Below are 24333 nucleotides of genomic sequence, written 5' to 3'. Positions count from 1 at the left end.
CCTGCTGTGTTAATGGTCACACAAAATGCACGGACCGAACAGGAGTAGAGTTTCATGAAGTTAGAAAAATTGCGCCACTGTTGCCGCCGTCGACAGCGCCCCGCCTGTCGCGACGGTGAGGCGGGCGTTACGTTGATCGAAATGATGGTGGTGCTGGTGATCATTGCGGTCGTCGCGGCGATGGTCGTGCCCAACGTGATAGGCCGCCCTGATGAGGCGCGGGTGACAGTGGCCAAGACCGACTTGAAAACGATTTCCGGAGCGCTGGAAATATACCGTTTGGACAACCGGACCTATCCCACAACAGCGCAGGGGCTGGCCGCATTGGTCGAACGGCCAACCGTGCCGCCCGAGCCGGTGAGCTGGGCAAGCGGTGGCTATCTGAGTGTCATGCCGCAAGACCCTTGGGGGGCGGCCTATGTCTATCGCTCGCCGGGGCAAACGGGGCCGTTTGATCTGATTACCCTGGGTGCCGATGGGCAACCGGGGGGAGAGGGCGTGAATGCAGACATTGTGCATGGCACCGATCAGTCCGGCAATGGCTGATCGCCGGATACCTGATGCCGGTGTGACGCTGATCGAAATACTGGCTGTTTTGGTGATCATCGGAATAAGCGCGGGTGTCGTGACCTTGGCATTGCCGGGCCGCGCACCATCGCGCGGGATTGCACAAGAGGCTGAACTGTTACAAAGCCGCCTTAACCTCGCAGCGGAGCGCAGTCTAATTGCGGCCCGCTACATGCGCCTGGACTGGGGATCGGATGGCTATGGATTTGAGGTGTGGGACGGCGAACGCTGGGAGGCCGCCGGCGACCGGAAACAGATAGAGTTCAGCCTAAGTGACGCCAATGGAAGCCGCGCCGGTGAGGTTTTGATTACCCCCGATGGGATATCGGAAACCGGGCGAGTAACCCTGTTGCGGCTGGGCACGGGCACAAGCCAGCGCAGCGTTCGGTTTGACGGTGCCCGTGCAAGTGTGTCGCCATGATTGATACCCGGCAGCCAGATGCGGGGTTCACCCTGATCGAGACGCTGGTGGCACTTACTGTGCTGGCTGTGGGGTCGATGACACTGCTTACGGCGGTGGAACGTCACGCCCGCGCATCCGGGCAGTTGGCGGATCGGATCGTAGCGAGATGGGTTGCCGAAAATGCTTTGGCGGCAACATCGCTGGGGCTAGATGTGGCCCCGCGCTGGCGGTCGGCCATGGGCGTCGACTGGGCCGTGCGGATTGAGGCGCGGGCCTTGCCGGAAACCGGGCTGAGCGCTGTGACGCTGCGCGTCGCGGATGCGGCGCAAGGGCCGGATGCGGAACTCGTTTCGCTCACCGGGTACACCGCTTTGACAGGAGGGTCACAATGACGGCGGGGCGGCTTTGGATGTTCACTTTGGTGGCGGTGCTGGGCCTGGTTGCTTCGCTAGTCTTCGCCGGCACGCGACTGATCTGGCACGCACAGGGGCATACGGCGGTGATGCCGGAGCCTCTCCCTAAGCTAGCGCGCGAACCACGCGACAATGCCCCCAGTGAAACCGGTGTGATCATCGCCTTGGCGCCCTTCGGGCGATCCGCAATCGTGGCTGAAGCACCCACCCCGATGGCGCAGCAACTGGACGTTGTCCTGCGCGGTGTTCTGGTGGATCCGGATCCCGAAGCCTCCCGCGCTTTTCTGCAGGTTAGCGGACAGACCTCCGTTTTTCGGTTGAGCGATCGTGTTGCGTCAGCGGAACTGGTCGCAATCAACACGGATACGGTGACGCTCAGATCCGGTGAGGCACTGGTGATCGTGGGTTTTGACGGGATCGAGGGCAATGATCCAAGCGCTGAACCGCAAATTTCGAAAGGCCCGGACAGCGACACTGCCGACCCCTTTGCCCGGCTGGCAGCGGCCATCGTTCCGGGAAAGGGTTCCATCGACCTGCGCGAGGCACCGTCGCCCGAGACCACCGAGGAATATATCAACTACTGGCGGGACCGGATCACGGAGAACCCGCAGGCGGCGATGGACACAGTCGGTGTGGAACTGGTGGAAAATGGTTACAGGATCAAACCTGATCCCAATCTTGGCGTTGTTTTAGCTGGGCTGCGTCCTGGCGATGTGGTAACGCGACTTAACGGTCAGACTCTTGGCGATTTGGACCGCGACCGTTTGCTTTATGATGAGGTGGCGGCCGCGGGGATCGCACGGGTTGAAGTGGAGCGGGACGGGCGGGCGCTGTTGCTGACCTTCCCTCTGAGGTAGTGAGAAGGGGAGCGGACCGCATGCGCACACTTTTCAGTCTGGCACTTGGCCTCCTGTTTCTGTCCGTTGCGAGCTTGTCGCACGCGCAGGACAATGCGCTTGATGACAGCAATCCGGCGTTTACCATCAATCTACGCAATGCCGCCATTGCGGTGCTGGCCGAACAGGTCTCCGAGATTACCGAGCGCACGCTGGTGATCAATCCGGGTCTGTCAGGCAACGTTAGCGTCATTTCTGCCAAGCCGTTGACGCAGGCGGGTGTGTGGTCTTTGTTCCAGTCGATGTTGCGCGTGCGTGGTTTTGTGGCGGTTGAAGCTGGCGTCATTTGGGAAATTGTGCCGGAGGCGGAATCCGTGGCCAAGGCCGGGACGACGCCGCCCGGTGAGCGGGCAGGGGATCAGGATGTGATCACCAAGCTGGTGCCGCTTGACCGTCTGCCCTCTGCAGAAGCCGTTCGCGTCCTGCGCCCGCTGGTGGCGCAGACAGGGTTTATCGAGGCATTGAGCGATCCAAACGCCATCATCATCACGGATACGCAGGCCAATGTGGATCGCATCGTCAATATTGCCCGCACTTTCGATCTGCCCGAAGAAGAACGGACAGAGGTCATCCGCTTTGCCTTTGCGGATGCCACCGCTGTCGCGCAGGCGATGGCCGAAGTGCTGGGAACTTCTGGCACGGGCGCGCGCATCTCGGTCGATGCGGCCTCAAACCTGCTCCTTGTGCGCGGCAACGAGCGTGACATCAGTCAGATACGTCAGTTGGCGCGTGATCTTGACGTCGCCCCCCGCACCTCACCGCAGGAACGCAAGCGCACCCATATCTACGCCCTGCAATTTGCAGATGCCGAAGTGGTGGCCGATATTGTCGCCAAGACGTTGCAAGGTGGCACGGACATCACCAACCCTGTGGCGGCGGATGTGGAGGACACAAGCCCAACCGTGAACGGCCCTGCGCCGGAGGTTGCCGTTCAGGCCTCAACGGAAACGAACTCCATCGTGATCCGGGGAACCGACATCCAGATCAAAGAAGCCTCAAGCCTGATTGCAGCACTGGATCAGCGCCCAAGACAGGTGATGATTGAGGCCGCCATTGTCGAGGTCTCCGGCGAGGTAGCGGAACGGCTGGGCGTGCAACTGGGATTGGCCGATCAGATGCCGTCCGGCGGGATCGCCGCGACCAATTTCTCCAACGGAGGCGCGTCACTTGGCAATGTGCTAGCGGCGCTTGGCGTCAATCAGGCCTCTGGCCTGGCCAGTGGCCTGACCCTGGGCGGTTCTGTCGATAACTTCGGTATACTTGTGCAGGCGCTGTCACAATCGACCCAGGCGAATCTTCTGTCGACCCCGTCGATCACCACCACAGATAACAAGCCTGCGACCATCGTGGTGGGGCAAAACGTGCCTTTCCGCACCGGTTCTTTCGCAACCGATGGCAACACCGCCACCCCCTTCACGACGATCGAGCGGCGCGACGTGGGCATCACCATGCAGGTGTTGCCGCGCGTGACCAAGAACGGCGTTGTCAGGCTGGACATCGCACAAGAGGTATCGAGCCTTGTGAATGCCAATGTCGAAGGGGCGGCGGACTTGATCACCAACCGCCGCGTCATCGAGACAACCGTACAAGCGCAGGACGGCGGCACGATAGTGCTGGGTGGGCTGATCACCGATGACAACCGTGCGGTGCAGGGCAAGGTGCCGGGGCTGGGCGATGTTCCTGTGATCGGCGGACTATTCCGATCGCGCTCCAAGGATCAGACACGGCGCACCCTGTTCGTGTTCCTCCGGCCCACGGTCATAGACAGTCAGCACAAGGCTAAGGCGGTTGCGCAGCGACAGTTTCGACGCTTGCGCAAGGCCGACGCGGCAGAACCCCCGCGCAGTCTGCTCAGAGAGCGCAAGGTCAACCGCCTGCCGCTTGAGATCAACGGACTTTACTGAATATCAGGGGCGCGAAAGGTCAGAGACGCCCAAAGCGATTCCCAGACAGCGCCTTTCGTTTCAATTACCAACTCGCGAGCGGGCTCTCGCAGCAGAACGCTGTCAATCAAGTAGGCGACACCGGGCTCGGGGGTGAAGGACACACGGCCATCGGCATCGGTGGTCAGATTAAAATCGCTGACTTGACCAGCATCGTCGCCAGTAAAAACGGTGATCTTATTGCCCGCCAAAGGCGCATCGCGATAGAGCAGCTGGAACCGCAGTTCCGTTCCCACCTCTGTATAGGGGTTGTCGAGCGCGACCAATTCCAGTTCCATCCCACGGGCCGTATCCTCGCCGGCACCATCCCCAACAGCCACCAGCGCCTTGGCAAAGCGCACATAAGCCTCCTTGATCGGTGTCTCTGGCAACTTTCGCGCCGAATGGGATTCAAGCGTCTCCTTCCAGCCTTTGGATGTCACGAAGCGGGCAAACTTGGCATAGTCGCGATAGGTGATCGTGCTGTGAGTGGATTGGTAGATCAAGGTCAGCAGCCCCTCGTCTGATGTCGGAACACGAAACGCCGGTTTATTTCCGGTACGCCCTTCCAGAGGTGTTATCTGTCCGCCCAGCCGTTTTTCGGCCAAGACGGTAGATTGCGGGTTCCAGATCAGCTTGCTGCCCTTGAAGTCCTCGCCATTGATCCGGTGCGCCATCAGCACATCCCCTGTGTCAATCTCCCATTTCAAAGGTTCGATCCAGACTTCATGTGCCTGCGCGGTGCCAAGTGTGAGACAAATGAAAAGCGTTGAAAGAGCGGTACGAAACGGCATCAGGTTAATTCCTCTGGTCGGTTGATGGCATCTGAGGGAAACACGTAATGCAGCCCGGCAAAGTTTCAGCGGCATTGCCAACTTGTCTGTATGTTTCGCTTCGCCTAGAGGCCCTGCATGAAGATCCTGACCGACATGCCGCGCCTGAAGGGCTTCCGTTTTCCACGTGGAGTCATTTCCTACGCTGTTTGGGCCTACCACCGGTTTGCCCTCAGCACCGCCGATGTCGAGGATCTATTGTCGGAGCGGGGTGTGACGGTCAGTCGCGAGACGGTTCGCAAATGGGTGAACCGGTTCGGGTCACACTTCGCGAAGTGCGTGAAACGGGAGCGGCCCGCCGCCAACGACCAGTGGCATCTCGATGAGGTCGTGATCCCGATCAATGGACGAAAATTCTGGCTTTGGCGGGCTATCGATGCCAACGGGGACGTCCTGGAATCCTTGTTCAATCGCAGCGAAATGCGAAGGCCGCTCGGCGCTTCGTTCAGCGGATTGTCGACCGTTTTGGTGATCCGCGTGTTGTGATAACAGACAAATTGCGCAGTTATATCAAACCAATCAAATCGCTTGCGCCGCGCGCTGACCACCGGGCGCACAAGGGGCTGAATAATCGGATCGAAGGATCACATCGTCCAACCAGAAAGCGCGAGAAGCTGATGGGGCGGTTCAAATCGCCACGCCAGGCGCAAAGGTTTCTGGCAGATCATGACCAAATCAATGTCATCTTCCGCCCTCGTCGATATCGTCTCTCCACCAAATCCTACCGCCACGCTCGCACCGATGCTTTCCATCTTTAGAAAGACTATGCTCTCGAGATGACCGCCTGAAGTGCGAGAAAGAACATCAATGCAAACTCGGCAAAACAAGTTGGCAATGCCTGTTCAACCGCTTTCAACCGACAGGCTTGGCGATCCCTTGCACCCGTTTCCTGCCATCACCGTGTCGGTCTGCAATTTGCGCCCGGAAAGTGTCGGCCATTGCCACATTACGACTACGAATAGCGACAGGCAGCCGGAGATCCGTTTGAATTATCTCTCTGCCCAGCGGGATAAGATCGTCGCCGCGAGATCAATTAGGCAAGCCAGAGAAATCATGACGGCCCGGGCGCTTTCGCCGTTCAGTCCCGAAGAGATACTGCCCGGTTCGCAGGTCCAAGACGAAAGTCAAATCGTTAAGGCCGTGGGTGATATTGCCACCACGATATTTCACCCCGTTGGCACCTGCAAGATGGGCAGCGACCCGATGGCGGTTGTGGATTCTCAGTTGCGGGTTCTGGGTTGCACTGGGTTGCGAGTGGTGGATGCCTCGATCATGCCAAAGATTCCTTCGGGAAACACCGCATCTCCGGTCATCATGATCGCGGAAAAAGCAGCTGACCTGATCCGGGGAGATACCAGATGACAGACAAACGTATCATCATTGCAACCATTACGGCTCACTCCGGTCATGAGGGATATGTGGCCGAACGGATTGAGCGACTGGCCGCACTCACGCGTCAGGAAAGTGGTTGTTTGCGATACGAAGTATATCGCGATCCCACGAACGCGGCAGTTACCCTGATTTATGAAGTCTGGTCGAGCCATGCGGATTGGCGCCACCATGTGGCAACCGATCATTTGCAGGCATTCAAAAAAGAAGTTCTGACAGACAGGGGCTCCATGCAGGTTGAAATTCTGCGCCACGATTCCGAACCTTGATAGATCGACTGCAGCAGGAAAGGTCTGTTTGGCCTGACCTGCCCCCCAAGGCTCCCTCTTTCATAACGGGTGTCTGCGGGTTTGGTTTTCATATTCTTCGGTTTCGATCTGGGCAAGCGCGTCGTGCGCGCAGCCCTCAGTCAGCTCGACGGTTGAAGACAGAAAAGGCCCAGAAATCATCCCATCCATGGGTCTTTACCTTGATTTCTGAAACAACGCGTGATCGGTCAGTGGCCGGGAACGCCCAACGTGATCACGCCTCGAAACGATTGGTGGTTCGACATTAGTCCTTTCTTACCGCTTTCAGCGCGCCCTTCAGCATAACCGACAAGTCTTCGTCCGTGTCACGGCCTGTCCGGTGATGGTATAGAGCGGCCTCTCCAACAAGCGCGTTTAACATTCCGGCCAGCAGCTTGAGATCCACCGCCCGGATGGCACTTTGTTCCATGGCAGTCTCAAGGAGCCCTTCAATATAGGTCGCGCTTGTCCGGTCTTCGATGGTCTTTGCGCCCTCATAGCCCAAGGCGAATGGCCCAATTTCAAACAATAGCCTTGCTACGGGAGGGGATCGCACCTGTTCGACCCAGGCCAGATAGAAACTGAACAGCTTGGCCAGTGGATCTTCATCCTTTGCACAAACCGCCCATGCGGCGTCCAGCGTTGCCGTTGCTTCGCGTTCATAAAGAGCCGCCATAAGGTCAGATTTGCTGCGGAACTGATGATACATTGCGCCTTTGCTTAAGCCGCAATGGTCCAACACCATCTGTGTCGTGGTCCCGTCATAGCCGTGTTCAAGCACAAGGGCGCGGAACGCCTCGATAATCTTTTCTTGCGTGCGGATGGACCGCTTTTGTTGATTTCTCATACTTTTCTGTTGACAGATTTCCCTACTGACCGCAAATAGACCGCCAGTCTGTTTTGGAGAAATTCATGTCTTACCTCGAAAATCTCGATCGTATGTTCGCTGTCTGGAACAGCACAGATGACACGGAAAAGGCGCAACTTGTTGATGCTGCATTAGAACACAATGTCCATTTCGTTGACCCCAACCACAACATCATCGGGCGTTCCGCTTTTCTCGAGATGGTCAAAACCACGCAGACCCAGATACCTGAGGCCATCTACGTGCGCGAAGGCGAGGTTGGTTTTCAGAACAATTTCTGCCGCTATCATTGGCGCATTGATCGTGAGGGCAAACAGGTGATGACTGGCTTCGATGTGGTTGAGGTGAACGACACAGGGCGCATCGTCAAGGTGATCGGGTTCTTTGGCGAACTTAGACGTTAACCATCGCCAAAGAACCCGCGTCTGGTCTCATCGTTCCGGATTTATTGGACGATGGTCGGTCCAATCCCATGTGCCTTCATCACGCAGCCGAACGGCCTCTTTCCAACCAACTTCTTCTGCCTTGGCTTTGAAATTCAAGCCCTCCGGCGAATGGCGCGTGATGCCGTCGAAAACGGTTGCGATCATCTGCGTGTTTTTCAGCCCCATCGCTTCGATCGCCTGATTGACGACAAGTTTTTGCATCATCAATTGATTGACCGGTACCGTTGCCATCCGTGCGGCCAGATCCTCAACCGCATCATCCAGATCACTTGCCGGAACCGCCTTCAGCACAAGCCCCATACGTTCCGCTTCGATCCCGCTGATCTTGTCACCGGTGAACAGCATCCGCTTTGCCCGTTCAGGGCCAAGACGATATGTCCACATCGCAGTTGTTGGGCACCCCCAAACGCGGGTCGGCATGTAACCAATCTTGGCATCCTCTGCCATAACGATCATATCACAGCACAACGCGATGTCCGACCCACCGGCAACGGCATAGCCATGAACCTTGCAGAGGACCGGTTTGTGACTGCGCCAAAGGCTCATAAACTGTTCGGTATTGCGAGCCATGAAGGTGTAATCTTTCATGGGGTCCCATGGCATGTCTTGAGTCACGTTGTTTGTGCCGGTTGATTGCGCGTAGAATTGCAGATCATAGCCGGCACAGAAGGCATCGCCCGCGCCAGATAGAATGATAACGTGAATGTCAGGGTCGGCGTTGGCCTTCTGAACACAGGCCTCCAGCTGCGTCGGCACGTCGTCATCGATCGCATTCATCACCTCTGGCCGATTGAGTGTGATCCGTGCGATGCGTCCATCCTTTTCAAATATCACCTTGTCCATACGCTTATTCTCCTTGAATACGGTTCAATCTGCTTCATGTGGTTCGTGCGTTAGGGCTGCACGCTGCAACTCCAACTGCCTGTTCAAGATCTCTTCGCCAGTTTGCCCAAACACTTTCAGGCGTCCTGTGTGGTAGGAAACAAGAGTGCCGCTGAGGGCCGCAAATAATGTCATCGTTTCCCGGCGCGGATCGATCGATTCTGGCAATCCGCTTTCGATCAGGCCAAGCTCGATCAGTGAAAGACTGGACCATAATTTTTCGTTCAGGTCCGCATCCAAGGAACGCGTCAATCCACGCTGCCCGATCCCATTCGAAAACAGGTGTAAACCCAGAGCCAGTTCTGAAGGACGCTGCACATAAAATCGCAGAAAAGCATGTGCGGTGCCGACAACTTTTGCCCAGCCTGGTTCTGCCTCTGCAAATGCGCTCGACACCGCCTGCTGCAAAGCGTCAAGCGAGCGCATGAGCAGACCCGCATAAATTTCCTCTTTCCCAGAAAAAATCGGGTAGATTGCTCCGGTTGTGCAACCCGCGGCGGCTGCAATTCTGCGCATAGTCGCCCGGTCGAATCCATCCTCCGCAAATACCTTTCCGGCCCCATCGAGGATCAGGTTGCGTCGAAATTCGCGCAATGCTGCTTCGCGATCCAATCTCTCTTCTGAACTTGGCACACTGCTGACCTTTTGCTGTTGATCGTTACCCAACGTGAGGTATAACGAATCAGTAACAATGTTATGTGAGGATAACAATGGGCGTGCGAATTGAAAAGCAGGGGCCTGTGTGGACAATCATTCACAGCAGAGCAGAAGCGCGCAACGCGATGGATACGCAAAGTGCCGATGAAATTTACGCCGCTTTCACCGAATTTGACCGGGCATCGGATGCCTCAGTCGCAGTTTTCTGGGGTGAGGGTGGAACATTCTGTGCTGGGTGGGATCTGAAACTGGCCTCAACACTGACCAGAAAAGAAGACTTTGAGCGGGATATGAAACATAAGTTCGCTTTCCCGTCTGGCGCGACCGGCTCCACTCACAGCTCTCCTCCTCGCGGCCCGATGGGGCCGACAAGAATGGAATTGTCAAAACCGGTGATCGCCGCCATCGAAGGTGCAGCTGTAGCAGGTGGTATGGAGATTGCCCTTTGGTGTGATTGCAGGGTTATGGCAGAAGATGCGTATTTCGGGGTCTACTGCAGACGTTGGGGCGTGCCGCTGATTGATGGCGGCACTGTGAGATTGCCACGCCTTGTCGGACAGGGACGTGCGCTAGACCTCATTCTGACAGGTCGTCGTGTCGACGCTGCAGAGGCAGAACGCATTGGTCTTTGCGAGCGGGTCACACCAAAAGGCCAAGCACGCGCAAAAGCAGAAGAGATGGCGCAGGAAATTGCCCGCTTTCCCCAGGGGACCATGCGCGCGGATCGGCTGAATGTTTACGAGACCTATGGGAAATCCACGCGCGATGGATTGCAAACTGAATGGAACAACAGCGTTGATCAGGTATTTGACGAAGGCGTGCAAGGCGCGACGCGTTTCAGCAAGGGCCGTGGCCGCAGCGGCGATTTCAAGGATATCTGACGCGATCGAAAGACCCCTTTCATATCCATTTTTGGGAATTGCCCTATCTGCACAACTTCATCTAGAGGCTGCACATATTTTCTTAGTCCACCTTTTACAAAGCAAGGCAGCAGAGCCGGATTTCTTTCTGATCTCCACTCTCTGATGGTTACGAGGAGCCTGAGATCCTCTGCTACGCAATCAACCTAGTCTGTTCCATGGGTGCTGATGTCAGACATGGCAGCGGCAAATGGCATAAATCCCTCCAGTCGCATCTTTTTTGGCCTTGCTTTGGCAAACGGTCTTTGTGGTTTCGCCGGAGGACTTTTTGCACAGGTCTACGGATTTGCTGATGTCACCATGGGTGTGGGTACGATCGTGATCGGTCTGGCGGCGGTTATCCTTGGCGAAGCTGTTCTCCGCGGCAACGCACCATCAAAAGCCATCGGGCGCGCTATATGGCGCGCGTGTTTCAGGACCCTCTCGTTGGAACCTGCGGTGCCCTCACCATTGAGGAAAACATGGCGCTTGCCGCGGATCGTGGTGGACCCCGCAAATTGCAGTTTGCTTTGCAAAAAGCTCGACGAAATGTCTATCGCGATAGGCTGGCTGTGTTGGGCTTGGGTTTGGAAGATCGCTTGACGGACAGAATGGATCTCTTGTCGGGGGGGCAACGTCAGGCCGTATACCTGATTATGGCGACGCTAGCCCCCTGTGAGGTGATCTTGCTGGACGAACATACTGCAGCACTTGATCCAATCATGGCTGATATCGTTGTCGAACTGACCGACAAGGTTGTGCGGGAAATTGGTCTGACTGCACTTATGATCACACATTCGATGGCCCAAGCGTTGAAATACGGAGATCGCACGATCATGATGCACCGTGGCGAAATCATCTTGGACCTTTTAGAAAACGAAAAAACGAATATGACCGTTGATGATCTCATCGCGACGTTTTCCGCGAAAGTGGGCGGGCATTTGGATCAAGACAACCTGCTCTTGTTGAGTAGGGCGGGATCTATCGCGCGACACGGTGCAATTTATCCCTCGGCACCGCCTGGCTTACTGCCTGGCGGTGCCATTTTTATGTTCTTGTGCTAAGAACGTCCCCTTAAATGAAATCTGCTGGGACGGATTGGGTGCTGCCGGTTTTGCTCCACTGCGCAAAAGCGCGTCTCAAACACGGCAGACCAATCAAGCGCGACGGCGCGTGGGCCACAAGCGAGGGATCAGCATTGGCACATGGGACTGATAGGTCCGATATGTTTCACCAAAACGTCTAACAAGCGCGCGCTCTTCGAAGTGCAATCCGATCATCATGTAGATTGTCATCAGACCAGCAAAAAGAAGATGCCCTGCCGTCATCACCGGCAATGCAAAAAACACAAGCAACAAACCCAACTGCAATGGATGGCGCACGACACTGTACAGCATCGGTGTGCGAAAGACATCCTGAGGTTCTGCGACACCGCGCAACTTGTTCAGAGGCGCTGCAATCCCGACGAATTCCAGATGACCCAATAGAAATGTCGATAGCAGAACAATCGCGACACCGGCCCAGAACAGACCACCGATGAAAAGGGCAATTACACCATCGGTTGTCCAGACAACTGTCGGTAGGGGCTGCCAGAACCAGACGATCGCGATCAGGAAAACCGAAGATTGAAGCACGTAAGTTGCCCGTTCCACGGTAGGCGAGATGATCCTGGTCCAAACCCGTTTGAACCCATCACGCGCCATGATGCTATGGGTCAATCCGAAAGCGGTGATCAGCGCAATGTTGATGGCGACTGACGGGCCAATCGAAAGTGACTTGGAAACAGGCAAGGCCGGGATCCCCAGCTGAAAGGCTATCAGCAAAAGAAAAGCGCAACCGAATAGCGCATAGCATGCCAAAGCGTAAATGAGGGCGAGCAGTCTAGTCATTTTAACCTCTTAGGGGTGTTGGAATTGTCAGGCAGGAAAACCTTTTGCAATCATTTCTTTTCTTCGGGTTGCCCGAGATACACATGCACCATGTGATCCGCATAGGTATCCAAAATGCCGGATGTCTGAAGCGCTCCGCAGGGGCCGAGCGACACGAAACCACAGGCCGATACCGGTTTGCCGTCAGGCGTCAATTCTCCACTGGGAAGAGTGCAGATCCGTTGCGCGGCACGCAACTTATCCTGCTGGTTTGGAGAGCCTTGGCAGGCATATGCGACAGGTGCGGAGGCAAAGATGTTCCCAAAGAAAGCACCCTCCCAAATGGGAAAATCGACTTGTTCTTCAGGTGACACCTGAAACATCGACAACCCCGCAAGGTGCCCCGTTTCACTCCGCATTGAAATTTGCACGGGTACGCCAAAAGCATTTGTTCGCGCGAGCAGGCAGGCTGTAACATCCCTTTGCTTCGCCAGGGACAAGGGGCCATCGGCCCATTCCGGAGCGATCCTCATGACGCCACTGAACTGATATGAAATACCTTCGTACTCCGCAAAAGCAATTTGCCCTTCCGGAAGGGCGCATTCTATTGTGTATTCGAGTATCTTTCGCTCGGTCGCGGATCGCATCAACGGACTGTCGCTGAGATCTATGTCAGCTAAACGATGGGCCTGTTCCGCAAGTACGAGAGTTCCTGCGGCAGCAATTGTGCCGCAGGAGACCAGAAAAGTTCCAATTAGGGTCATTTAAGCGCCGATTGTGCCAAGGCAGACAAGGCGGACAGAGTGCTGCCGTCGGCAGTCTGTGTTCCATTGATCGTGATCACATTGGAAGACACGCCGTTAATGGTAATGACGTTTGAAGATACACCGTTGAATGTGATCACATTGGAGGCCAGGCCATTCAGGGTGAAACCATTCAGTTGCAGTCCATTGAAGCGCAAACCATTCTCGGTTGAGGCTGCATGGGATGCGGTGGCTGTCGCGCAAAGGGCCAATATGGAAATAAGTTGTTTCATTGTAGTGCCTTTCAGGTTGTTTGGTGAACTTGTGCTAGGAAGACGCGTCGCCCCGGCAAAAAATTCCCCATTGCCTGAGAAGATTTTAACGAAATTGAGATTTCTTTTTCCTCGACCTCTTTAGACCCGCTCACCTGTGAACTGTCCGGCTGGCCAGAAAGGGTCTCGTCTTCAAGAACGGTCAAGCACGCCACGGGCTTTGGCAGGCATCGCCCGCCGGTCCACAGGAAGGCTACAGCCCGGCTTTGGTAATGATTTTGAGACCGAGGCCCTGCCGCAGGGCATAAACAGGTTTTGTCCCGTTAACGCTCAGTCGGCTGCTCCCGTCGGGATTTGGGAATAGGCGACATCGATGGATTTATCCTCCATCAGCTACAAGCGTCACCGATTTCCTCCTCCGATCATTGCTCACGCGGTTTGGCTTTCTATTCGATTCAATTTAAGCCTTCGCGAAGTTGAAGGGATGCTGATTGCCCGGGAGATTGACGTTTCTTTGGAGACTGTTCGGCGTTGGGCGATCAAGTTTGGACCGGTGATTGCTCGAAACTTGCGACTAAATCAGGACCGTCTTGGCGATGTTTGTCATCTCGATGAAGTGGATGTGAAGATCTCTGGTCGCAAGTATTGGCTTTGGCGCACGGTTGATCAGCATGGCGTCGTGTTGGACGAAATACTCCGACCAAAAGGTGACAACACCCGGCTGAGAAATACAGTCGCGAGATGGAAAGCAAGGTCCGCACCAGGGAAACAAGATCGGCCGCGGAGTCCAAACTCCGTCGGCAAAATACCTGTCTTGATCAAATCCATGTCTTCTGCAGTCGTGCATGCAGGTTTCGTTGCTCAGATCGGATCCATTCTTGAGCAACAGGCGATTACTGCTGAGGCCAGGAACCGATACGCGTGCCATATGCCCCAGAAGGATGATGACGTTTCAGAGTGAACCCAGTTTCTTGATAAGATGCGCGCGTGCACGACTGATCCGGCTCATCACAGTACCCACAGGAACGTTCAGAACATCCGCAGCCTCCTTGTAGGAATATCCTTCTACCGTCACGAGAAGCAGAGTGGTGGAGAGCTGTGGAGGTAGTGCCGCAATCTCCGTGTACAGATTGGATGCCATTGCATGGTTCTCGCCGGTGGTGCGGGTCAAAAGCTCCGTTGTGCCCTCGGCGTCAACGTTTCCTTGACCGATACGCACCTTGCGCTTGCGCGTTTCAGAAATCCAAGCGTTGTGCAGGATCCGGAACAACCAGCCAGAAAGCGGCTGATCGGGCTTCCATTGATCCACGCGCGATAGGGCCCGAAAGCAGGTATCCTGCACCAATTCATCGGCATCAGAAGGGTTCTTGGTCAAGGACAAGGCGTATCTGCGAAGATTGGGCAACAATCGCACCAGTTCGACTTTCAGGGTTTCGACACTCATGGATTTCGCCTCATTGGGCTAGATGTCGTTTATTGCGCTGGCACGGCCTTGCGCGATCTGCGCGACCCGCACGGCCGCACAGAACATATTTTCCGGATCATCTCGGACAGATTTGCGATATGGGGTCAGTCTGCGTCCAACGCAGCGCAGATTTCTTTGATGTGGCGGTGATCGGTGCCGCAGCAGCCCCCAACGACAGTCAGATTGGGCAACAGATCCGAGACGCGCCGATACAGTTGGCCCAATTCCAACGGATCGCCATCGTCCAATTCCTCGGCCTCATCCAACTCGGCATGGGACAGACGGGAAGCATTGGCGCGTAGTCCCCAGATACGCTCCAACCAGTCACCATTCCCACCAATCACGTCGAGAAAATGTTCCGGGTGGGCACAGTTGATCATAAAGTATGCGGCGGCCCCATCTGTGGCGCGGTCGACGGCATAGATGGCTTCGGCCAATCCTTCGCCAGATGGCAAACTGCCGTCGGTTTCAACTGTGAAGGACACGACAGAGGGGATGCTCACCGCCTGCGCGGCTTTGACAATACCAATACCTTCGGAAATGGAGGTGATGGTCATACCCGTTACCATATCGGCACCCATTTCGTTGAACCAACCTACCTGCTCGGCATAGTAATTCTGTGCTTCTTTAACGGAAAGTTCTGTTTCTGGCGCATAACCATCACCATGAGGGCCAACCAATCCATTGATAACAAAAGGGCTTTGAGGTGTTTCGAATTTTTCCCGCAACTTAACGAAACTGTCGATGGCCTCGCGGTGGATTTTTTTCAACTCGGTCGTCGAAAGGCCAAGTTCGGCGCCCCATTTTGAACTCGCACGCCAGGTCGGTGTGTCCATGATAAAGCCGCGGCCGGTCTCTACGGCGATTTGGGCCATCTGATCAAAATAACGTGTGATGGCGGCGACACCCGCCTCTGTTTCCAGCGCCTTAAAAGCTGCAAAAAGAGGCAGGTCAATGCCTTCTTTAAAGACCAGAACCGTTTCCAGCCCGCCATCGGCCATCATTTTTTTTCCATGCAGTTGTGGCAGTGCATTTCTGTATTTCACGTCTTATCCCTTTCAACTCTTACCCCACGAGGGCAGCTCATCTGTCCCGAGGTTTAGAAAGTTCGGGACTGAAGATCTGGAAGAAACTCTGAGAATTTCCTGAGTTTTGTTGAGAATTCTTGGGGGAACGCCTTTATACAAGGACACATCGGCCAATGGGATGCCCGGGATCTATGGTTTTAAAATTTAACAATTGCGCGTTTGACCCTGATCTTGCCCGGATTGAGCGGGACAATTCAGCCCATGCTCTCACGCCGCAGACCATGCGCATGTTGCAAGCCTTGGTCGATAACCGACACAGGGTGATGCCCAAAGACGAACTGGTCAGGGCAGTCTGGGGCGACCGGATCATTTCGGATGCCAGCCTTTCGACCGCGATCAAGGAAACCCGCCTTGCAGTTGGGGACACAGGCCGGGAGCAGCACACGATCAAGACCATCCATGGTCATGGGTTTCGCTTTGTCGCTGACATCTTACCAGATGCTGGCGAAGAGCAGCCAAGAACTCCAGCAAAAATGGTTGATGCACATCGCAACAATCGCCCTACGATCGCGGTCTTTCCCTTTCAGATGTTGGGATCAGACGCGGCGGATGCCTTTGTCGCAGACGGGCTGACCGAACAGGTTATTGTCAACCTGTCGCATTTTCGCGAATTGTTTGTGTTTTCGCGTCGCACCACCAGCCAGATGGCTGAACGCGGCTTACAACCCGACGCTTTGCTGCGGGAATTCGGCGTTGACTACTTCGTGGAAGGAAGCATACGCAAGTCGTCACCGCGGATCCGTGTCACAGTCCAAGTGAGTGCAACAGATACCGGAGAGATCTTGTTAACTGATCAGTTCGACCGGAATGATGACCTTGCGGACTTGATCGACATTCAGGATGAAATTGCTCGATTGATCGTGGGTCGCGTTGCCAGCCGTTATGGTACAGTTGCTGACCACATCGACCGCAAGACACGGCGCGGGGATGCAAGCACTTGGGAGATCTGTGAACTGATCGCGCGGTTCCATGAATTCTACCGAACCTACACACCTGAACTTCACGCCTTCCTTCGCGATGCCTTCCCCAAGGCGCTTGAACGGGATGCGGGTGCGTCGCTTGGCTGGGCGTGCTATGCGACTGTTTTGTTGGAAGAACACCGGTTTCACATCAACCAGCGCCCAGGAGTTGATGCACTGGGCGAGGCACATGCCGCCGCACGCAACGCAGTCAAGGCAGACCCAGCCGACGCATTCGCACAGACCGCGCTTGCCACAATCCGGTTTTATCAGGGCGACGTGGCCGGTTTCCATGATGCCGCCGAAAGAGCGCTAAGTCTGAATGACGGGCACGCCGATGTTCTGGCCGAGCTGGGACATTGCTTTGCTTTTCTGGGTGAAGAGGCGCGCGCAATTGCACTGCTGGACCGCGCTATCGCGCTTAGTCCCAATCACCCGGGCTGGTATCATTTTGCCCACTGCTGGCGCATGGCACGGGTTGGTGACGTTGAAAGCGCACTGCTGGAGATCAGCCGGTTTCCAACGCCCGGTTTTTTCTGGTTTCACGCCCATCTTGCATGGTTTCATGCTGAGTTGGGAAACTTGGATCAGGCGCGGTCAGAGGTGGCGATCATGCGCGACCTGTATCCGGACTTTGAAACACAGGCCCATGAGGAACTTGATCTGCCTTGCTATGCAGAACTCAGGGACCGGGCAATCGCAGCCTGGCGGCAGGCGGGTATCGAGATCAGACAACCTGAGGCGCCTGTGAACGAAGTGCAGCCGGTACGGCAATGAACCCTGACAAAGCTACGGTAAGGGCCAAGGCGGTGAAGCCCCCAAACGAGACGGCCAGCGCGCCCAATCCACCACCGAGCGCAAATCCTGCAAGATAAACAGCCAATCGTGACCCAACGCCATCCGCGCGGCCTGCACTTAGATAAAGTGGGAAGAATACAAAGAGGAAAAATCCGTTGGCACATACTGAAAGACCGACCACCGACGGAACCGTGGCAAGATAGGTGACACCACCACTTATCGCGGCGGCAAGTAGGCTTAATACCAGCATGCGCTGATGCGTGGCAGGCCGCAGCCGTGACGCCAGTGCAGACCCCATCGCTGATGTCACGAGACCAGCAAAGAGCCAACCACTGATACTGCCTAACCCGATATGTTCGGCGTAAGACTCAAGAAAAGCCCAATAGGCGCCCATCCCCAAAAAGAACGCAAGATAACTGAGGTGCCACCAGGGCGGACTATCAGCGCGTAAATCGATCGGCTCTAACTTTTGAGATTGGTCCGGGAACAGGTTCAGCAATACGGAAAGGATGCTCAGACCAGCGAGGATCGGCAAAATACCACGCCCGAAGACAGCATCCACCAGCAAGACCACAGCAGACATCAACACACCGACTGAAATCGCTTCGGCCAAGCGGCGCGCTGTATCGTCGGCTTGGTACATTATGGACAGCGTTTTGTGCAGTAAATAGCCAAGTGCAAGACCGAAACCGCCACCAGAAAACAGCAGAATGTGCTGTGGGATAAATTCAAACAATTCGGCAGACATGGACAAAGTGACCAGAGCCAAGGAAGCCAGCACATTGCACTTGCCAGTTTGAAATCCCAGCTGCCTCATCGCACAGCCAGCCGCAGTCGCGATCAGCACGACCATGGCCAGAACACCCGGCAGAGTCTCACTTGCCTCTGTCTTGGCCGCAAGCCGAACCAGCCAGATGGGCATCGTGTTTATCAGCACACCGCCATATGCCAGAGTCGCGGCGGCGATAATTAATCCTGAATGTCGCATGGCTCATGCTGTAACGAGTGGGTGACACCGGCTCAAGCAGCATTCTCATAGCCATGGTTCAAGGGTCAAACCTGTCGTTGAACGCTTTTTGCAATGCCTTCGATGTCTTTCTGACCGACAGGGGCGACAACGACATATCCTGCCTTGTTGCTGTGCCAGCTTGTCATCTGGTAGCCGTTGATCAACCTGTTCGCGAGATCCGGCTGATCCGGTTTGTTTGCGGCAATCATGCACAGGGCAATGACACCACCACTGACATCAGTATAGATCAATTGCGCGACCGGTTTTCCGGCCGCCGCAAGAAGCCGCGCACCCCGATAGGTGAGACCCTTTTCACTGAGGTCCGGCGTTTTGAATGCAACGCCAACAGTTTTGCCCAGCCAGGTTTCGATGTGATCGGATTCAGACGCCGGAACTTCTACCAGATGGCGCTTTTGACCTTCGTAGACAGCATGGTAGTCGGCTATATCTTCAAGCCATCCGCCACTGGACGCGACGAGTGACTGCGAAGTCGATACGCCCATACCATACCCCAAAAAAAGCGCGACCAGCAGGGACGCCGCAATCCCGATCAACCAAGCCGTCGTCGGCGCACGGTTTAGATTGGACGCAGCCGGTGGCTGATAAGATTGGATAGCCGCAACAAGCGATGGTGGAACCGGTTCGCTCAGCATCTCTTCGAAGGCCTGTACGGCTGTGTCATTTGCCATTTGCAGCTCTTCAAGCGCCGCGCGCAGCGCCGGGTCGATCTCAAGTTCCGCTTCGAGACTTCGAAGCTCCGGTTCGGTTAGCTCACCGTCGATATATGCGGACGGTCTATCAATATATTCAGTCATATCTTGGTCTTTTCAAAGTGCACTCGAAAGGGCAGATGTTGATGTCCATACATGCCGGTGTCGATTAGACTACGCCTTGAATGGGAGATATATTCCTTAACTCAGAGAGTTTTCTCGTTAAGATTGAGTTTTTGTTTTCGTGCAAGCCCTCTAAGGCGTTGTCAGCAACGGTCAGGCAATATCGCCCGCTGGCATTGAAACTGAGGTAAGCCCCATCCGCTGGGGCTTACCCTTATTTCAACCTGAGTGCTTGTCCATGTCACGATACCATGCCGCGAACTGATCTTCGGCCATCATGGCAGCCGCGCCATTGACATCCAGCCCCTGGTTGGATGCGGCGCGGGCGGCCAAGCTGGAAAAAGTGCGGGCTCTGGCAGCGGCACCGACTCCAACGCAGCAGGATGCGGACAAGCGGTTGTTCCTGTCGCAGTTGAAAGAAACCCACCAGCGCGACGATTTTGTGCGCTACGGCTGGATGTCCGCGATCAATTTCGAGGCCATCGTCGAATTTTGGGACAAGATGGGCGCCTGAGCCCCATGCAGGGCGTCAGCCGCCCCGCACAGTGTCGATCATCAGTTGCACATTGGCGGGATCGGCGTCCGGCGTGATGCCATGACCGAGGTTGAAGATATGCGGCCCACCTGACAGTGCATCGACGATCTGGCGGGTTTCGCGGATCAGATCATCGCCGCCCGTCACCATATGCCGAGAGGCAAGGTTGCCCTGCACACATCCGGCGGTTTGCACATTTTCCGCGGCCCAAGCGGCGCTCACCCCATCGTCGAGTGCGATACAATCGGCGCCAATCGCGGCATGGGCGCCGGTGTAGCGTTCGCCCGCACCGCGCGGAAAGGCGATGATGGGCGTTTGCGGGTGTTTTTCCTTGAGTGCCCGGGTGATTTTTTGCATCGGCTTGAGCGAATAATTTTCAAAATCAGCACCTTGCAACGATCCGGCCCAGCTGTCGAAAAGTTTGACCACCTCGGCGCCCGCCGCGATCTGGGCAGAAAGGTAATGAATGGTTGCCTCTGTGATGCGGTCCAGCAAGCCGTCAAATACGGCGCGGTTTTCGGCCTTGAGCGCATGGGCTGGCCCCTGATCCGGGGTGCCGCGTCCGGCGATCATATAGGTAGCAACGGTCCAGGGCGCACCGGCAAAGCCAATCAGCGTTGTTTCTTTGGGAAGCTCTTGGGAGAGGATTTTCACGGTCTCATAGATGGGGTTCAGGGTCTCGTGAATGTCATCCAGCGGTTTGAGCGCGTTCAGCTCTGCCTCGGTGGTGATGGTGGACAGGCGCGGCCCTTCGCCGGTGACAAACCACAGATCGGCACCCAGTGCCTGAGGCACCAACAGGATATCGGCAAAGAGGATCGCCGCATCAAAGCCATAGCGGCGGATCGGTTGCAACGTCACTTCAGCCGCGAGTTCGGGATTATAGCAAAGCGACAGGAAATCACCGGCCTGTGCCCGCGTCGCCTTGTATTCCGGCAGATAACGGCCTGCCTGGCGCATCATCCAGATCGGCGGCGTGGGCAGTGTTTCGCCCGCCAATGCGCGCAGGATTGTTTTGGTCTGTGTCATGGGGATCTTTCCGGCTTTGTCGTCTGCTGCATCATGCTTTTTCGCGTCGCCACATACAACAGTTGTCAGCCTGAGTGTACAGGGGTACGAAAGCGCCATGACATATGATCTTCCTTCCCCGCAGAACCCGTTGAACATTGGCACACGCGGATCGCCGCTGGCGCTTGCGCAGGCGCATGAAACCCGCGAGCGGCTGGCCAAGGCGTTTGACCTGCCGTTCGAGGCTTTCACGATCGTGGTGATCAAAACCACCGGGGACAAGATCATTGACCGGCCCTTGAAAGAGATCGGCGGCAAAGGGTTGTTCACCCGCGAGATCGAAGAAGATCTGGCGGCAGGGCGCATTGATATTGCGGTGCATTCGATGAAGGATATGCCGACCTATCAGCCTGATGGCCTTGTGTTAGAGACATATTTGCCCCGTGAAGACGTGCGCGATGCGTTTATCTCGCCGCGGGCAAAGGCGCTGGAAGATCTGCCCGCGGGCACGGTGGTTGGCACCTCAAGCCTGCGGCGCAAGGCCCAGCTCAAGCTGCGGCGGCCTGATCTGGAGGTGGTGGAATTTCGCGGCAATCTGCAAACCCGGCTGATGAAGCTGGATCAAGGTGTGGCAGAAGCGACGTTTCTTGCAATGGCGGGGTTGAACCGGTTGAATATGACCGATGTGCCAAAGACCGCAATTGAGACCGAGCTGATGCTGCCCGCCGTGGCGCAGGGCGCGATCGGGATCGAGCGGCGGCAAAATGACACACGGGTCGCCGATATGCTGGCGGCAATCCATGACGGACCAACGGGCCAGCGTTTGGCAGCAGAGCGGGCCTTTTTGGCGGCGCTGGACGGGTCATGCGAAACCCCGATTGCCGGATTGGCGGAACTGAACGGCGGCGGGTTGTTCCTGCGCGGTGAAGTGTTGCGCCCGGACGGGTCGGAGGCGATCAGTGACGCCCTGCGCTGTCCTATCGAGGACGGCGCAAAGGCGGGGCGTGAAATGGCGGAAAAGATGTTGGCCCAGGCGGGGCCAAAGTTTTTCGACTGGCGCTGATCAATCCTCGAAAATCGCCAGACCCAGCCATTCTGCCACAAGGGCAGGGGTCTTTTCGCCCTCGATCTCAATGGTCAGCAGGTTTTCACGCAACAGGTCTGTCGCGCTGCGCTTGGTGACTTTCTGAAGCGTGAACCGCCCGCGCAACCGCGCCCCGGCACGCACTGGCATCAGAAACCGCAGCTTGTTCATGCCGTAATTGATGCCCATCACCTGACCGGACAGCATGGGAAAACAATCATAGGCAAAGCGGCTGGCGAGCGAGAGCGTGAGGAAGCCATGGGCGATGGTGCCGCCAAAAGGCGTCTCTGCCGCCGCGCGTTCGGGATCAACGTGAATCCATTGAGTGTCAAAGGTGGTTTTGGCAAACTGGTCAATCATCGGCTGGTCTACCGTGATCCAGTTTGACACGCCCACTTCGGTCCCGAGTTGGGCTTCGGCATTTGAAAAAGCAGTCTCTAATGCGGACATTTTCGCTTCCCTTATGATGGATCGGCGGACACGCGCACCATGCGCTTGCCCTTGTTGTCACCGGCCAACAAACCAATCAAAGCCTGCGGCGCGTTCTCAAGACCATCAACGATGTCCTCGGGCACCTTGATCTGGCCGGTGCCGACCCAATGCTGCATCGCGCGCAGACATTTGGCATCGTTGTGGGCAAAGTCCATCACGATGAATCCCTCCATCTTGAGCCGTTTGACCACCACAACACCGGGCAGATTGCGCGGGCCGGTGGGGTTTTCGGTGTCATACTGGCTGATCGCGCCACAGCAGATCACCCGCCCGCGTTCGTTCATCACGTTCAGCGCCATTTCAAGCACGCTGCCGCCGACATTGTCGAAATAGACATCCACGCCATCAGGGCAGGCGCCGCGCAACGCCTTGAAGAACCCCGGAGCGCGATAATCAAGGCAGGCATCAAAGCCCAGATGGTCAGTGACCCAAGCGCATTTTTCAGGCCCGCCCGCAATACCGACAACGCGGCAGCCAAGCGCTTTGGCAATCTGGCCGACATAGCCGCCGACAGACCCGGCGGCGGCAGAGACCAGCACGGTTTCGCCCGCAACAGGTTGGCCGATGGACATCAACCCGTGATAGGCGGTTTTGCCAGCGATGCCATAGACCGACATCAGGTGGGAAAGTGTCTCTACCTTGGGCATTTTCATCACTTTATGCGCAGGCATGGTAATCACGTCGGACCATGTCGCCTCTGCCGCGACGATGTCACCGGGGGCGAGTTTCGGGCTGTTGGACTGCATCACCTCGCAGATCGCGTAGGTGGGCATGGCATCGCCCTTTTGTACGGCGGCGCGGTAGGTCGCACCCTTCATCCAGGACCGGTTGGCGGCGTCGATAGACATGAGGATCACCCGCAACTGCACCTCGCCGGCGCCGGGTTCGGGCACGGTGGTTTCTGTCATGGTGAAATGTTCCGGGCCAAGGGCATCTGTGGGCAGTTCGGCGATCACGATTTGTCGGTTTGTCATGGGTTTGTCCTTGCGGTTAAGCTGCGCTGAGGTCAGCGGGGGATTTATGAGTAACGAGATGCGACAACACCGGTTCACGCCGCCCAAAGGCGCAGCGGACCTGATTTTGATCCGGCACGGCGAGACACAAGCGGCAGTGCGCGGTCAGAATTTTCCGATGGTGGGCGGGCAAGGCGATCCGGCGTTGCGGCCCGAAGGCCATGCGCAGGCCAAAGCGGTGGCGGCACGGCTGCGCGATCATCCTATTGACGCGATTTATGTGACGACGATGCAGCGGACCCATCAGACCGCGGCCCCCTTGGCGGCCCATCTGGGCCTGAGGCCACGGGTCGAGGCCGATTTGCGGGAGGTGTTTCTGGGCGATTGGGACGGCGGCGAATTCCGGTTTCGTGCGGCAGAAGGCGATCCGGCCATTCTGCGGGCGCGGGACCGGCATGAATGGGGCGAACTGCCCGGCGCAGAGACCACGGCAGAATTCCAGACGCGGGTGCGGCGCGGGCTTTTGCGGATTGCGGCGGCCCATGCAGATGAGCTGGTTGCGGTGGTTGTGCATGGCGGGGTTGTTGGCGCGGCGCTGGCGCTGGCCACGGGTGCGCGGGCCTTTTCGTTCAGTGGCGCGGCCAATGGATCCATCTCAAGGCTAGTGGTGCATGGCGAGGAGATGATCGTGCGCGGGTTCAATGATTGCGCCCACCTGTGAGGGCGCAACCCAGCGCATGATATGTGAGACTGCACCGCCATTCAGG

26 protein-coding genes and 4 pseudogenes are annotated in these 24333 nt (G+C 56.4%); 16 read left to right on the top strand and 14 right to left on the bottom strand.

Annotated features, from left to right (window positions below; genetic code table 11):
* Positions 1-54 precede the first annotated feature (54 nt).
* From gspG to gspD, 5 genes are read left to right on the top strand one after another with little or no spacing between them, the layout of a single operon-like run.
* Positions 55-546, top strand: coding sequence for a type II secretion system major pseudopilin GspG (gene gspG, locus JNX03_RS19915; protein ID WP_203212400.1), 492 nt, complete (start codon positions 55-57; stop codon positions 544-546).
* Positions 518-988 (top strand): prepilin-type N-terminal cleavage/methylation domain-containing protein, encoded by a 471-nt coding sequence (locus JNX03_RS19910; protein ID WP_203240834.1) that lies wholly within the window; start codon positions 518-520, stop codon positions 986-988. Before gspG ends, JNX03_RS19910 begins: the two co-directional genes overlap by 29 nt.
* Entirely contained in the window at positions 985-1362 is a 378-nt protein-coding gene (gspI, locus tag JNX03_RS19905) for a type II secretion system minor pseudopilin GspI (RefSeq protein ID WP_203212398.1), read from the top strand. Before JNX03_RS19910 ends, gspI begins: the two co-directional genes overlap by 4 nt.
* Positions 1359-2240: a type II secretion system protein N gene (locus tag JNX03_RS19900; protein ID WP_203212397.1), complete on the top strand. Its 882-nt coding sequence runs from the start codon at positions 1359-1361 to the stop codon at positions 2238-2240. The genes gspI and JNX03_RS19900 overlap by 4 nt, the downstream gene beginning before the upstream one ends.
* Positions 2241-2260: 20 nt before the next feature.
* On the top strand, positions 2261-4183 hold the full coding sequence (gspD, locus tag JNX03_RS19895) for a type II secretion system secretin GspD (RefSeq protein ID WP_203212396.1): 1923 nt from the start codon (positions 2261-2263) through the stop codon (positions 4181-4183).
* On the opposite strand, the gene JNX03_RS19890 is transcribed toward gspD, so the two are convergent.
* Positions 4177-4995, bottom strand: coding sequence for a DUF4198 domain-containing protein (locus tag JNX03_RS19890; protein WP_203212395.1), 819 nt, complete (start codon positions 4993-4995; stop codon positions 4177-4179). The two genes, gspD and JNX03_RS19890, sit on opposite strands and share 7 nt — an antisense overlap.
* A 117-nt stretch (positions 4996-5112) precedes the next feature.
* Between JNX03_RS19890 and JNX03_RS19885 the strand changes: the two are divergent.
* From JNX03_RS19885 to JNX03_RS19875, 3 genes and pseudogenes are all read left to right on the top strand, one after another.
* Positions 5113-5792 (top strand): annotated as a pseudogene (locus JNX03_RS19885) (IS6 family transposase).
* A gap of 82 nt (positions 5793-5874) precedes the next feature.
* Positions 5875-6396: pseudogene (locus JNX03_RS19880) on the top strand (GMC family oxidoreductase); the annotation flags it as partial.
* A complete protein-coding gene (locus tag JNX03_RS19875) occupies positions 6393-6692 on the top strand; it encodes a putative quinol monooxygenase (protein WP_203212393.1) in 300 nt (99 codons plus the stop codon). The pseudogene JNX03_RS19880 and the gene JNX03_RS19875, both read left to right, overlap by 4 nt.
* A 283-nt stretch (positions 6693-6975) precedes the next feature.
* Here the strand turns inward: JNX03_RS19875 and JNX03_RS19870 are convergent, their stop codons facing one another.
* The gene (locus tag JNX03_RS19870) at positions 6976-7557 is read right to left on the bottom strand and encodes a TetR/AcrR family transcriptional regulator (RefSeq protein ID WP_203212392.1); all 582 of its coding nucleotides are present in this window, start codon (positions 7555-7557) and stop codon (positions 6976-6978) included.
* A gap of 65 nt (positions 7558-7622) precedes the next feature.
* Here JNX03_RS19870 and JNX03_RS19865 point away from each other — a divergent pair, with 65 nt between their 5' ends.
* Complete coding sequence (locus JNX03_RS19865) at positions 7623-7979, top strand: nuclear transport factor 2 family protein (protein ID WP_203212391.1); 357 nt, start codon at positions 7623-7625, stop codon at positions 7977-7979.
* A 27-nt stretch (positions 7980-8006) separates the two neighbouring features.
* Here the strand turns inward: JNX03_RS19865 and JNX03_RS19860 are convergent, their stop codons facing one another.
* Both JNX03_RS19860 and JNX03_RS19855 read right to left on the bottom strand, forming a co-directional pair.
* Entirely contained in the window at positions 8007-8864 is an 858-nt protein-coding gene (locus tag JNX03_RS19860; protein WP_203212390.1) for a crotonase/enoyl-CoA hydratase family protein, read from the bottom strand.
* Between the two features lie 24 nt (positions 8865-8888).
* Positions 8889-9515: a TetR/AcrR family transcriptional regulator gene (locus JNX03_RS19855; protein WP_203240831.1), complete on the bottom strand. Its 627-nt coding sequence runs from the start codon at positions 9513-9515 to the stop codon at positions 8889-8891.
* Between the two features lie 98 nt (positions 9516-9613).
* On the opposite strand from JNX03_RS19855, the gene JNX03_RS19850 reads away from it, so the two are divergent.
* Positions 9614-10441 (top strand): crotonase/enoyl-CoA hydratase family protein, encoded by an 828-nt coding sequence (locus JNX03_RS19850; RefSeq protein WP_203212388.1) that lies wholly within the window; start codon positions 9614-9616, stop codon positions 10439-10441.
* Between the two features lie 407 nt (positions 10442-10848).
* Positions 10849-11424 (top strand): annotated as a pseudogene (locus tag JNX03_RS20655) (ABC transporter ATP-binding protein); the annotation flags it as partial.
* A 192-nt stretch (positions 11425-11616) separates the two neighbouring features.
* Here the strand turns inward: JNX03_RS20655 and JNX03_RS19835 are convergent.
* The 3 genes from JNX03_RS19835 to JNX03_RS19825 form a co-directional block, all read right to left on the bottom strand.
* Positions 11617-12249 carry a methyltransferase family protein gene (locus JNX03_RS19835; RefSeq protein WP_203212385.1) on the bottom strand — a complete coding sequence of 211 codons (633 nt, stop codon included), beginning with the start codon at positions 12247-12249 and terminating at the stop codon, positions 11617-11619.
* A 149-nt stretch (positions 12250-12398) separates the two neighbouring features.
* On the bottom strand, positions 12399-13091 hold the full coding sequence (locus tag JNX03_RS19830) for a hypothetical protein (RefSeq protein ID WP_203212384.1): 693 nt from the start codon (positions 13089-13091) through the stop codon (positions 12399-12401).
* Positions 13088-13363, bottom strand: coding sequence for a hypothetical protein (locus tag JNX03_RS19825; protein ID WP_203212383.1), 276 nt, complete (start codon positions 13361-13363; stop codon positions 13088-13090). Before JNX03_RS19825 ends, JNX03_RS19830 begins: the two co-directional genes overlap by 4 nt.
* 352 nt (positions 13364-13715) lie before the next feature.
* On the opposite strand from JNX03_RS19825, the pseudogene JNX03_RS20750 reads away from it, so the two are divergent.
* Positions 13716-14096: pseudogene (locus JNX03_RS20750) on the top strand (IS6 family transposase); the annotation flags it as partial.
* A 198-nt stretch (positions 14097-14294) separates the two neighbouring features.
* Here JNX03_RS20750 and JNX03_RS19815 read toward each other — a convergent pair.
* Positions 14295-14786 (bottom strand): RNA polymerase sigma factor, encoded by a 492-nt coding sequence (locus JNX03_RS19815; protein WP_203212382.1) that lies wholly within the window; start codon positions 14784-14786, stop codon positions 14295-14297.
* Between the two features lie 125 nt (positions 14787-14911).
* Complete coding sequence (locus tag JNX03_RS19810) at positions 14912-15853, bottom strand: homocysteine S-methyltransferase family protein (protein ID WP_231024406.1); 942 nt, start codon at positions 15851-15853, stop codon at positions 14912-14914.
* Positions 15854-16026: 173 nt separating this feature from the next.
* On the opposite strand from JNX03_RS19810, the gene JNX03_RS19805 reads away from it, so the two are divergent.
* Complete coding sequence (locus JNX03_RS19805) at positions 16027-17631, top strand: winged helix-turn-helix domain-containing tetratricopeptide repeat protein (RefSeq protein WP_203212381.1); 1605 nt, start codon at positions 16027-16029, stop codon at positions 17629-17631.
* Here JNX03_RS19805 and JNX03_RS19800 read toward each other — a convergent pair.
* Both JNX03_RS19800 and JNX03_RS19795 read right to left on the bottom strand, forming a co-directional pair.
* Positions 17582-18640: a hypothetical protein gene (locus tag JNX03_RS19800; RefSeq protein ID WP_203212380.1), complete on the bottom strand. Its 1059-nt coding sequence runs from the start codon at positions 18638-18640 to the stop codon at positions 17582-17584. The two genes, JNX03_RS19805 and JNX03_RS19800, sit on opposite strands and share 50 nt — an antisense overlap.
* A 65-nt stretch (positions 18641-18705) precedes the next feature.
* Positions 18706-19476, bottom strand: coding sequence for an anti-sigma factor family protein (locus JNX03_RS19795; protein ID WP_203212379.1), 771 nt, complete (start codon positions 19474-19476; stop codon positions 18706-18708).
* 295 nt (positions 19477-19771) lie between these two features.
* Here JNX03_RS19795 and JNX03_RS19790 point away from each other — a divergent pair, with 295 nt between their 5' ends.
* Positions 19772-20008, top strand: a complete 237-nt coding sequence (locus JNX03_RS19790) for a hypothetical protein (RefSeq protein WP_203212378.1) — start codon at positions 19772-19774, stop codon at positions 20006-20008.
* A gap of 15 nt (positions 20009-20023) precedes the next feature.
* Here the strand turns inward: JNX03_RS19790 and hemE are convergent, their stop codons facing one another.
* The gene (gene hemE / locus JNX03_RS19785) at positions 20024-21058 is read right to left on the bottom strand and encodes a uroporphyrinogen decarboxylase (RefSeq protein ID WP_203212377.1); all 1035 of its coding nucleotides are present in this window, start codon (positions 21056-21058) and stop codon (positions 20024-20026) included.
* Positions 21059-21155: 97 nt separating this feature from the next.
* Between hemE and hemC the strand changes: the two genes are divergently transcribed.
* The gene (gene hemC, locus JNX03_RS19780) at positions 21156-22100 is read left to right on the top strand and encodes a hydroxymethylbilane synthase (RefSeq protein WP_203212376.1); all 945 of its coding nucleotides are present in this window, start codon (positions 21156-21158) and stop codon (positions 22098-22100) included.
* Here hemC and JNX03_RS19775 read toward each other — a convergent pair whose 3' ends face one another.
* Both JNX03_RS19775 and JNX03_RS19770 read right to left on the bottom strand, forming a co-directional pair.
* On the bottom strand, positions 22101-22571 hold the full coding sequence (locus JNX03_RS19775) for a MaoC family dehydratase (protein WP_203212375.1): 471 nt from the start codon (positions 22569-22571) through the stop codon (positions 22101-22103).
* An 11-nt stretch (positions 22572-22582) separates the two neighbouring features.
* On the bottom strand, positions 22583-23587 hold the full coding sequence (locus JNX03_RS19770; RefSeq protein ID WP_203212374.1) for an NADP-dependent oxidoreductase: 1005 nt from the start codon (positions 23585-23587) through the stop codon (positions 22583-22585).
* A 46-nt stretch (positions 23588-23633) separates the two neighbouring features.
* Here JNX03_RS19770 and JNX03_RS19765 point away from each other — a divergent pair, with 46 nt between their 5' ends.
* The gene (locus JNX03_RS19765) at positions 23634-24287 is read left to right on the top strand and encodes a histidine phosphatase family protein (RefSeq protein ID WP_203212373.1); all 654 of its coding nucleotides are present in this window, start codon (positions 23634-23636) and stop codon (positions 24285-24287) included.
* Positions 24288-24333: the final 46 nt, after the last annotated feature.

This window comes from Sulfitobacter mediterraneus (assembly GCF_016801775.1).
Taxonomy (GTDB): Bacteria; Pseudomonadota; Alphaproteobacteria; order Rhodobacterales; family Rhodobacteraceae; genus Sulfitobacter; species Sulfitobacter mediterraneus_A.
The sequence above is the reverse complement of the archived record's forward strand: the minus strand, read 5'-3'. Positions and strand labels throughout refer to the sequence as shown.

Bases quoted from the DNA above. Each gene is read 5' to 3' on its own strand.
- gspG (WP_203212400.1), top strand. From the start codon at position 55: ATGAAGTTAGAAAAATTGCGCCACTGTTGCCGCCGTCGACAGCGCCCC.
- JNX03_RS19910 (WP_203240834.1), top strand. From the start codon at position 518: ATGGCACCGATCAGTCCGGCAATGGCTGATCGCCGGATACCTGATGCC.
- gspI (WP_203212398.1), top strand. From the start codon at position 985: ATGATTGATACCCGGCAGCCAGATGCGGGGTTCACCCTGATCGAGACG.
- JNX03_RS19900 (WP_203212397.1), top strand. From the start codon at position 1,359: ATGACGGCGGGGCGGCTTTGGATGTTCACTTTGGTGGCGGTGCTGGGC.
- gspD (WP_203212396.1), top strand. From the start codon at position 2,261: ATGCGCACACTTTTCAGTCTGGCACTTGGCCTCCTGTTTCTGTCCGTT.
- JNX03_RS19890 (WP_203212395.1), bottom strand. From the start codon at position 4,995: ATGCCGTTTCGTACCGCTCTTTCAACGCTTTTCATTTGTCTCACACTT.
- JNX03_RS19875 (WP_203212393.1), top strand. From the start codon at position 6,393: ATGACAGACAAACGTATCATCATTGCAACCATTACGGCTCACTCCGGT.
- JNX03_RS19870 (WP_203212392.1), bottom strand. From the start codon at position 7,557: ATGAGAAATCAACAAAAGCGGTCCATCCGCACGCAAGAAAAGATTATC.
- JNX03_RS19865 (WP_203212391.1), top strand. From the start codon at position 7,623: ATGTCTTACCTCGAAAATCTCGATCGTATGTTCGCTGTCTGGAACAGC.
- JNX03_RS19860 (WP_203212390.1), bottom strand. From the start codon at position 8,864: ATGGACAAGGTGATATTTGAAAAGGATGGACGCATCGCACGGATCACA.
- JNX03_RS19850 (WP_203212388.1), top strand. From the start codon at position 9,614: ATGGGCGTGCGAATTGAAAAGCAGGGGCCTGTGTGGACAATCATTCAC.
- JNX03_RS19830 (WP_203212384.1), bottom strand. From the start codon at position 13,091: ATGACCCTAATTGGAACTTTTCTGGTCTCCTGCGGCACAATTGCTGCC.
- JNX03_RS19825 (WP_203212383.1), bottom strand. From the start codon at position 13,363: ATGAAACAACTTATTTCCATATTGGCCCTTTGCGCGACAGCCACCGCA.
- JNX03_RS19815 (WP_203212382.1), bottom strand. From the start codon at position 14,786: ATGAGTGTCGAAACCCTGAAAGTCGAACTGGTGCGATTGTTGCCCAAT.
- JNX03_RS19805 (WP_203212381.1), top strand. From the start codon at position 16,027: ATGGTTTTAAAATTTAACAATTGCGCGTTTGACCCTGATCTTGCCCGG.
- JNX03_RS19800 (WP_203212380.1), bottom strand. From the start codon at position 18,640: ATGCGACATTCAGGATTAATTATCGCCGCCGCGACTCTGGCATATGGC.
- JNX03_RS19795 (WP_203212379.1), bottom strand. From the start codon at position 19,476: ATGACTGAATATATTGATAGACCGTCCGCATATATCGACGGTGAGCTA.
- JNX03_RS19790 (WP_203212378.1), top strand. From the start codon at position 19,772: ATGGCAGCCGCGCCATTGACATCCAGCCCCTGGTTGGATGCGGCGCGG.
- hemE (WP_203212377.1), bottom strand. From the start codon at position 21,058: ATGACACAGACCAAAACAATCCTGCGCGCATTGGCGGGCGAAACACTG.
- hemC (WP_203212376.1), top strand. From the start codon at position 21,156: ATGACATATGATCTTCCTTCCCCGCAGAACCCGTTGAACATTGGCACA.
- JNX03_RS19775 (WP_203212375.1), bottom strand. From the start codon at position 22,571: ATGTCCGCATTAGAGACTGCTTTTTCAAATGCCGAAGCCCAACTCGGG.
- JNX03_RS19770 (WP_203212374.1), bottom strand. From the start codon at position 23,587: ATGACAAACCGACAAATCGTGATCGCCGAACTGCCCACAGATGCCCTT.
- JNX03_RS19765 (WP_203212373.1), top strand. From the start codon at position 23,634: ATGAGTAACGAGATGCGACAACACCGGTTCACGCCGCCCAAAGGCGCA.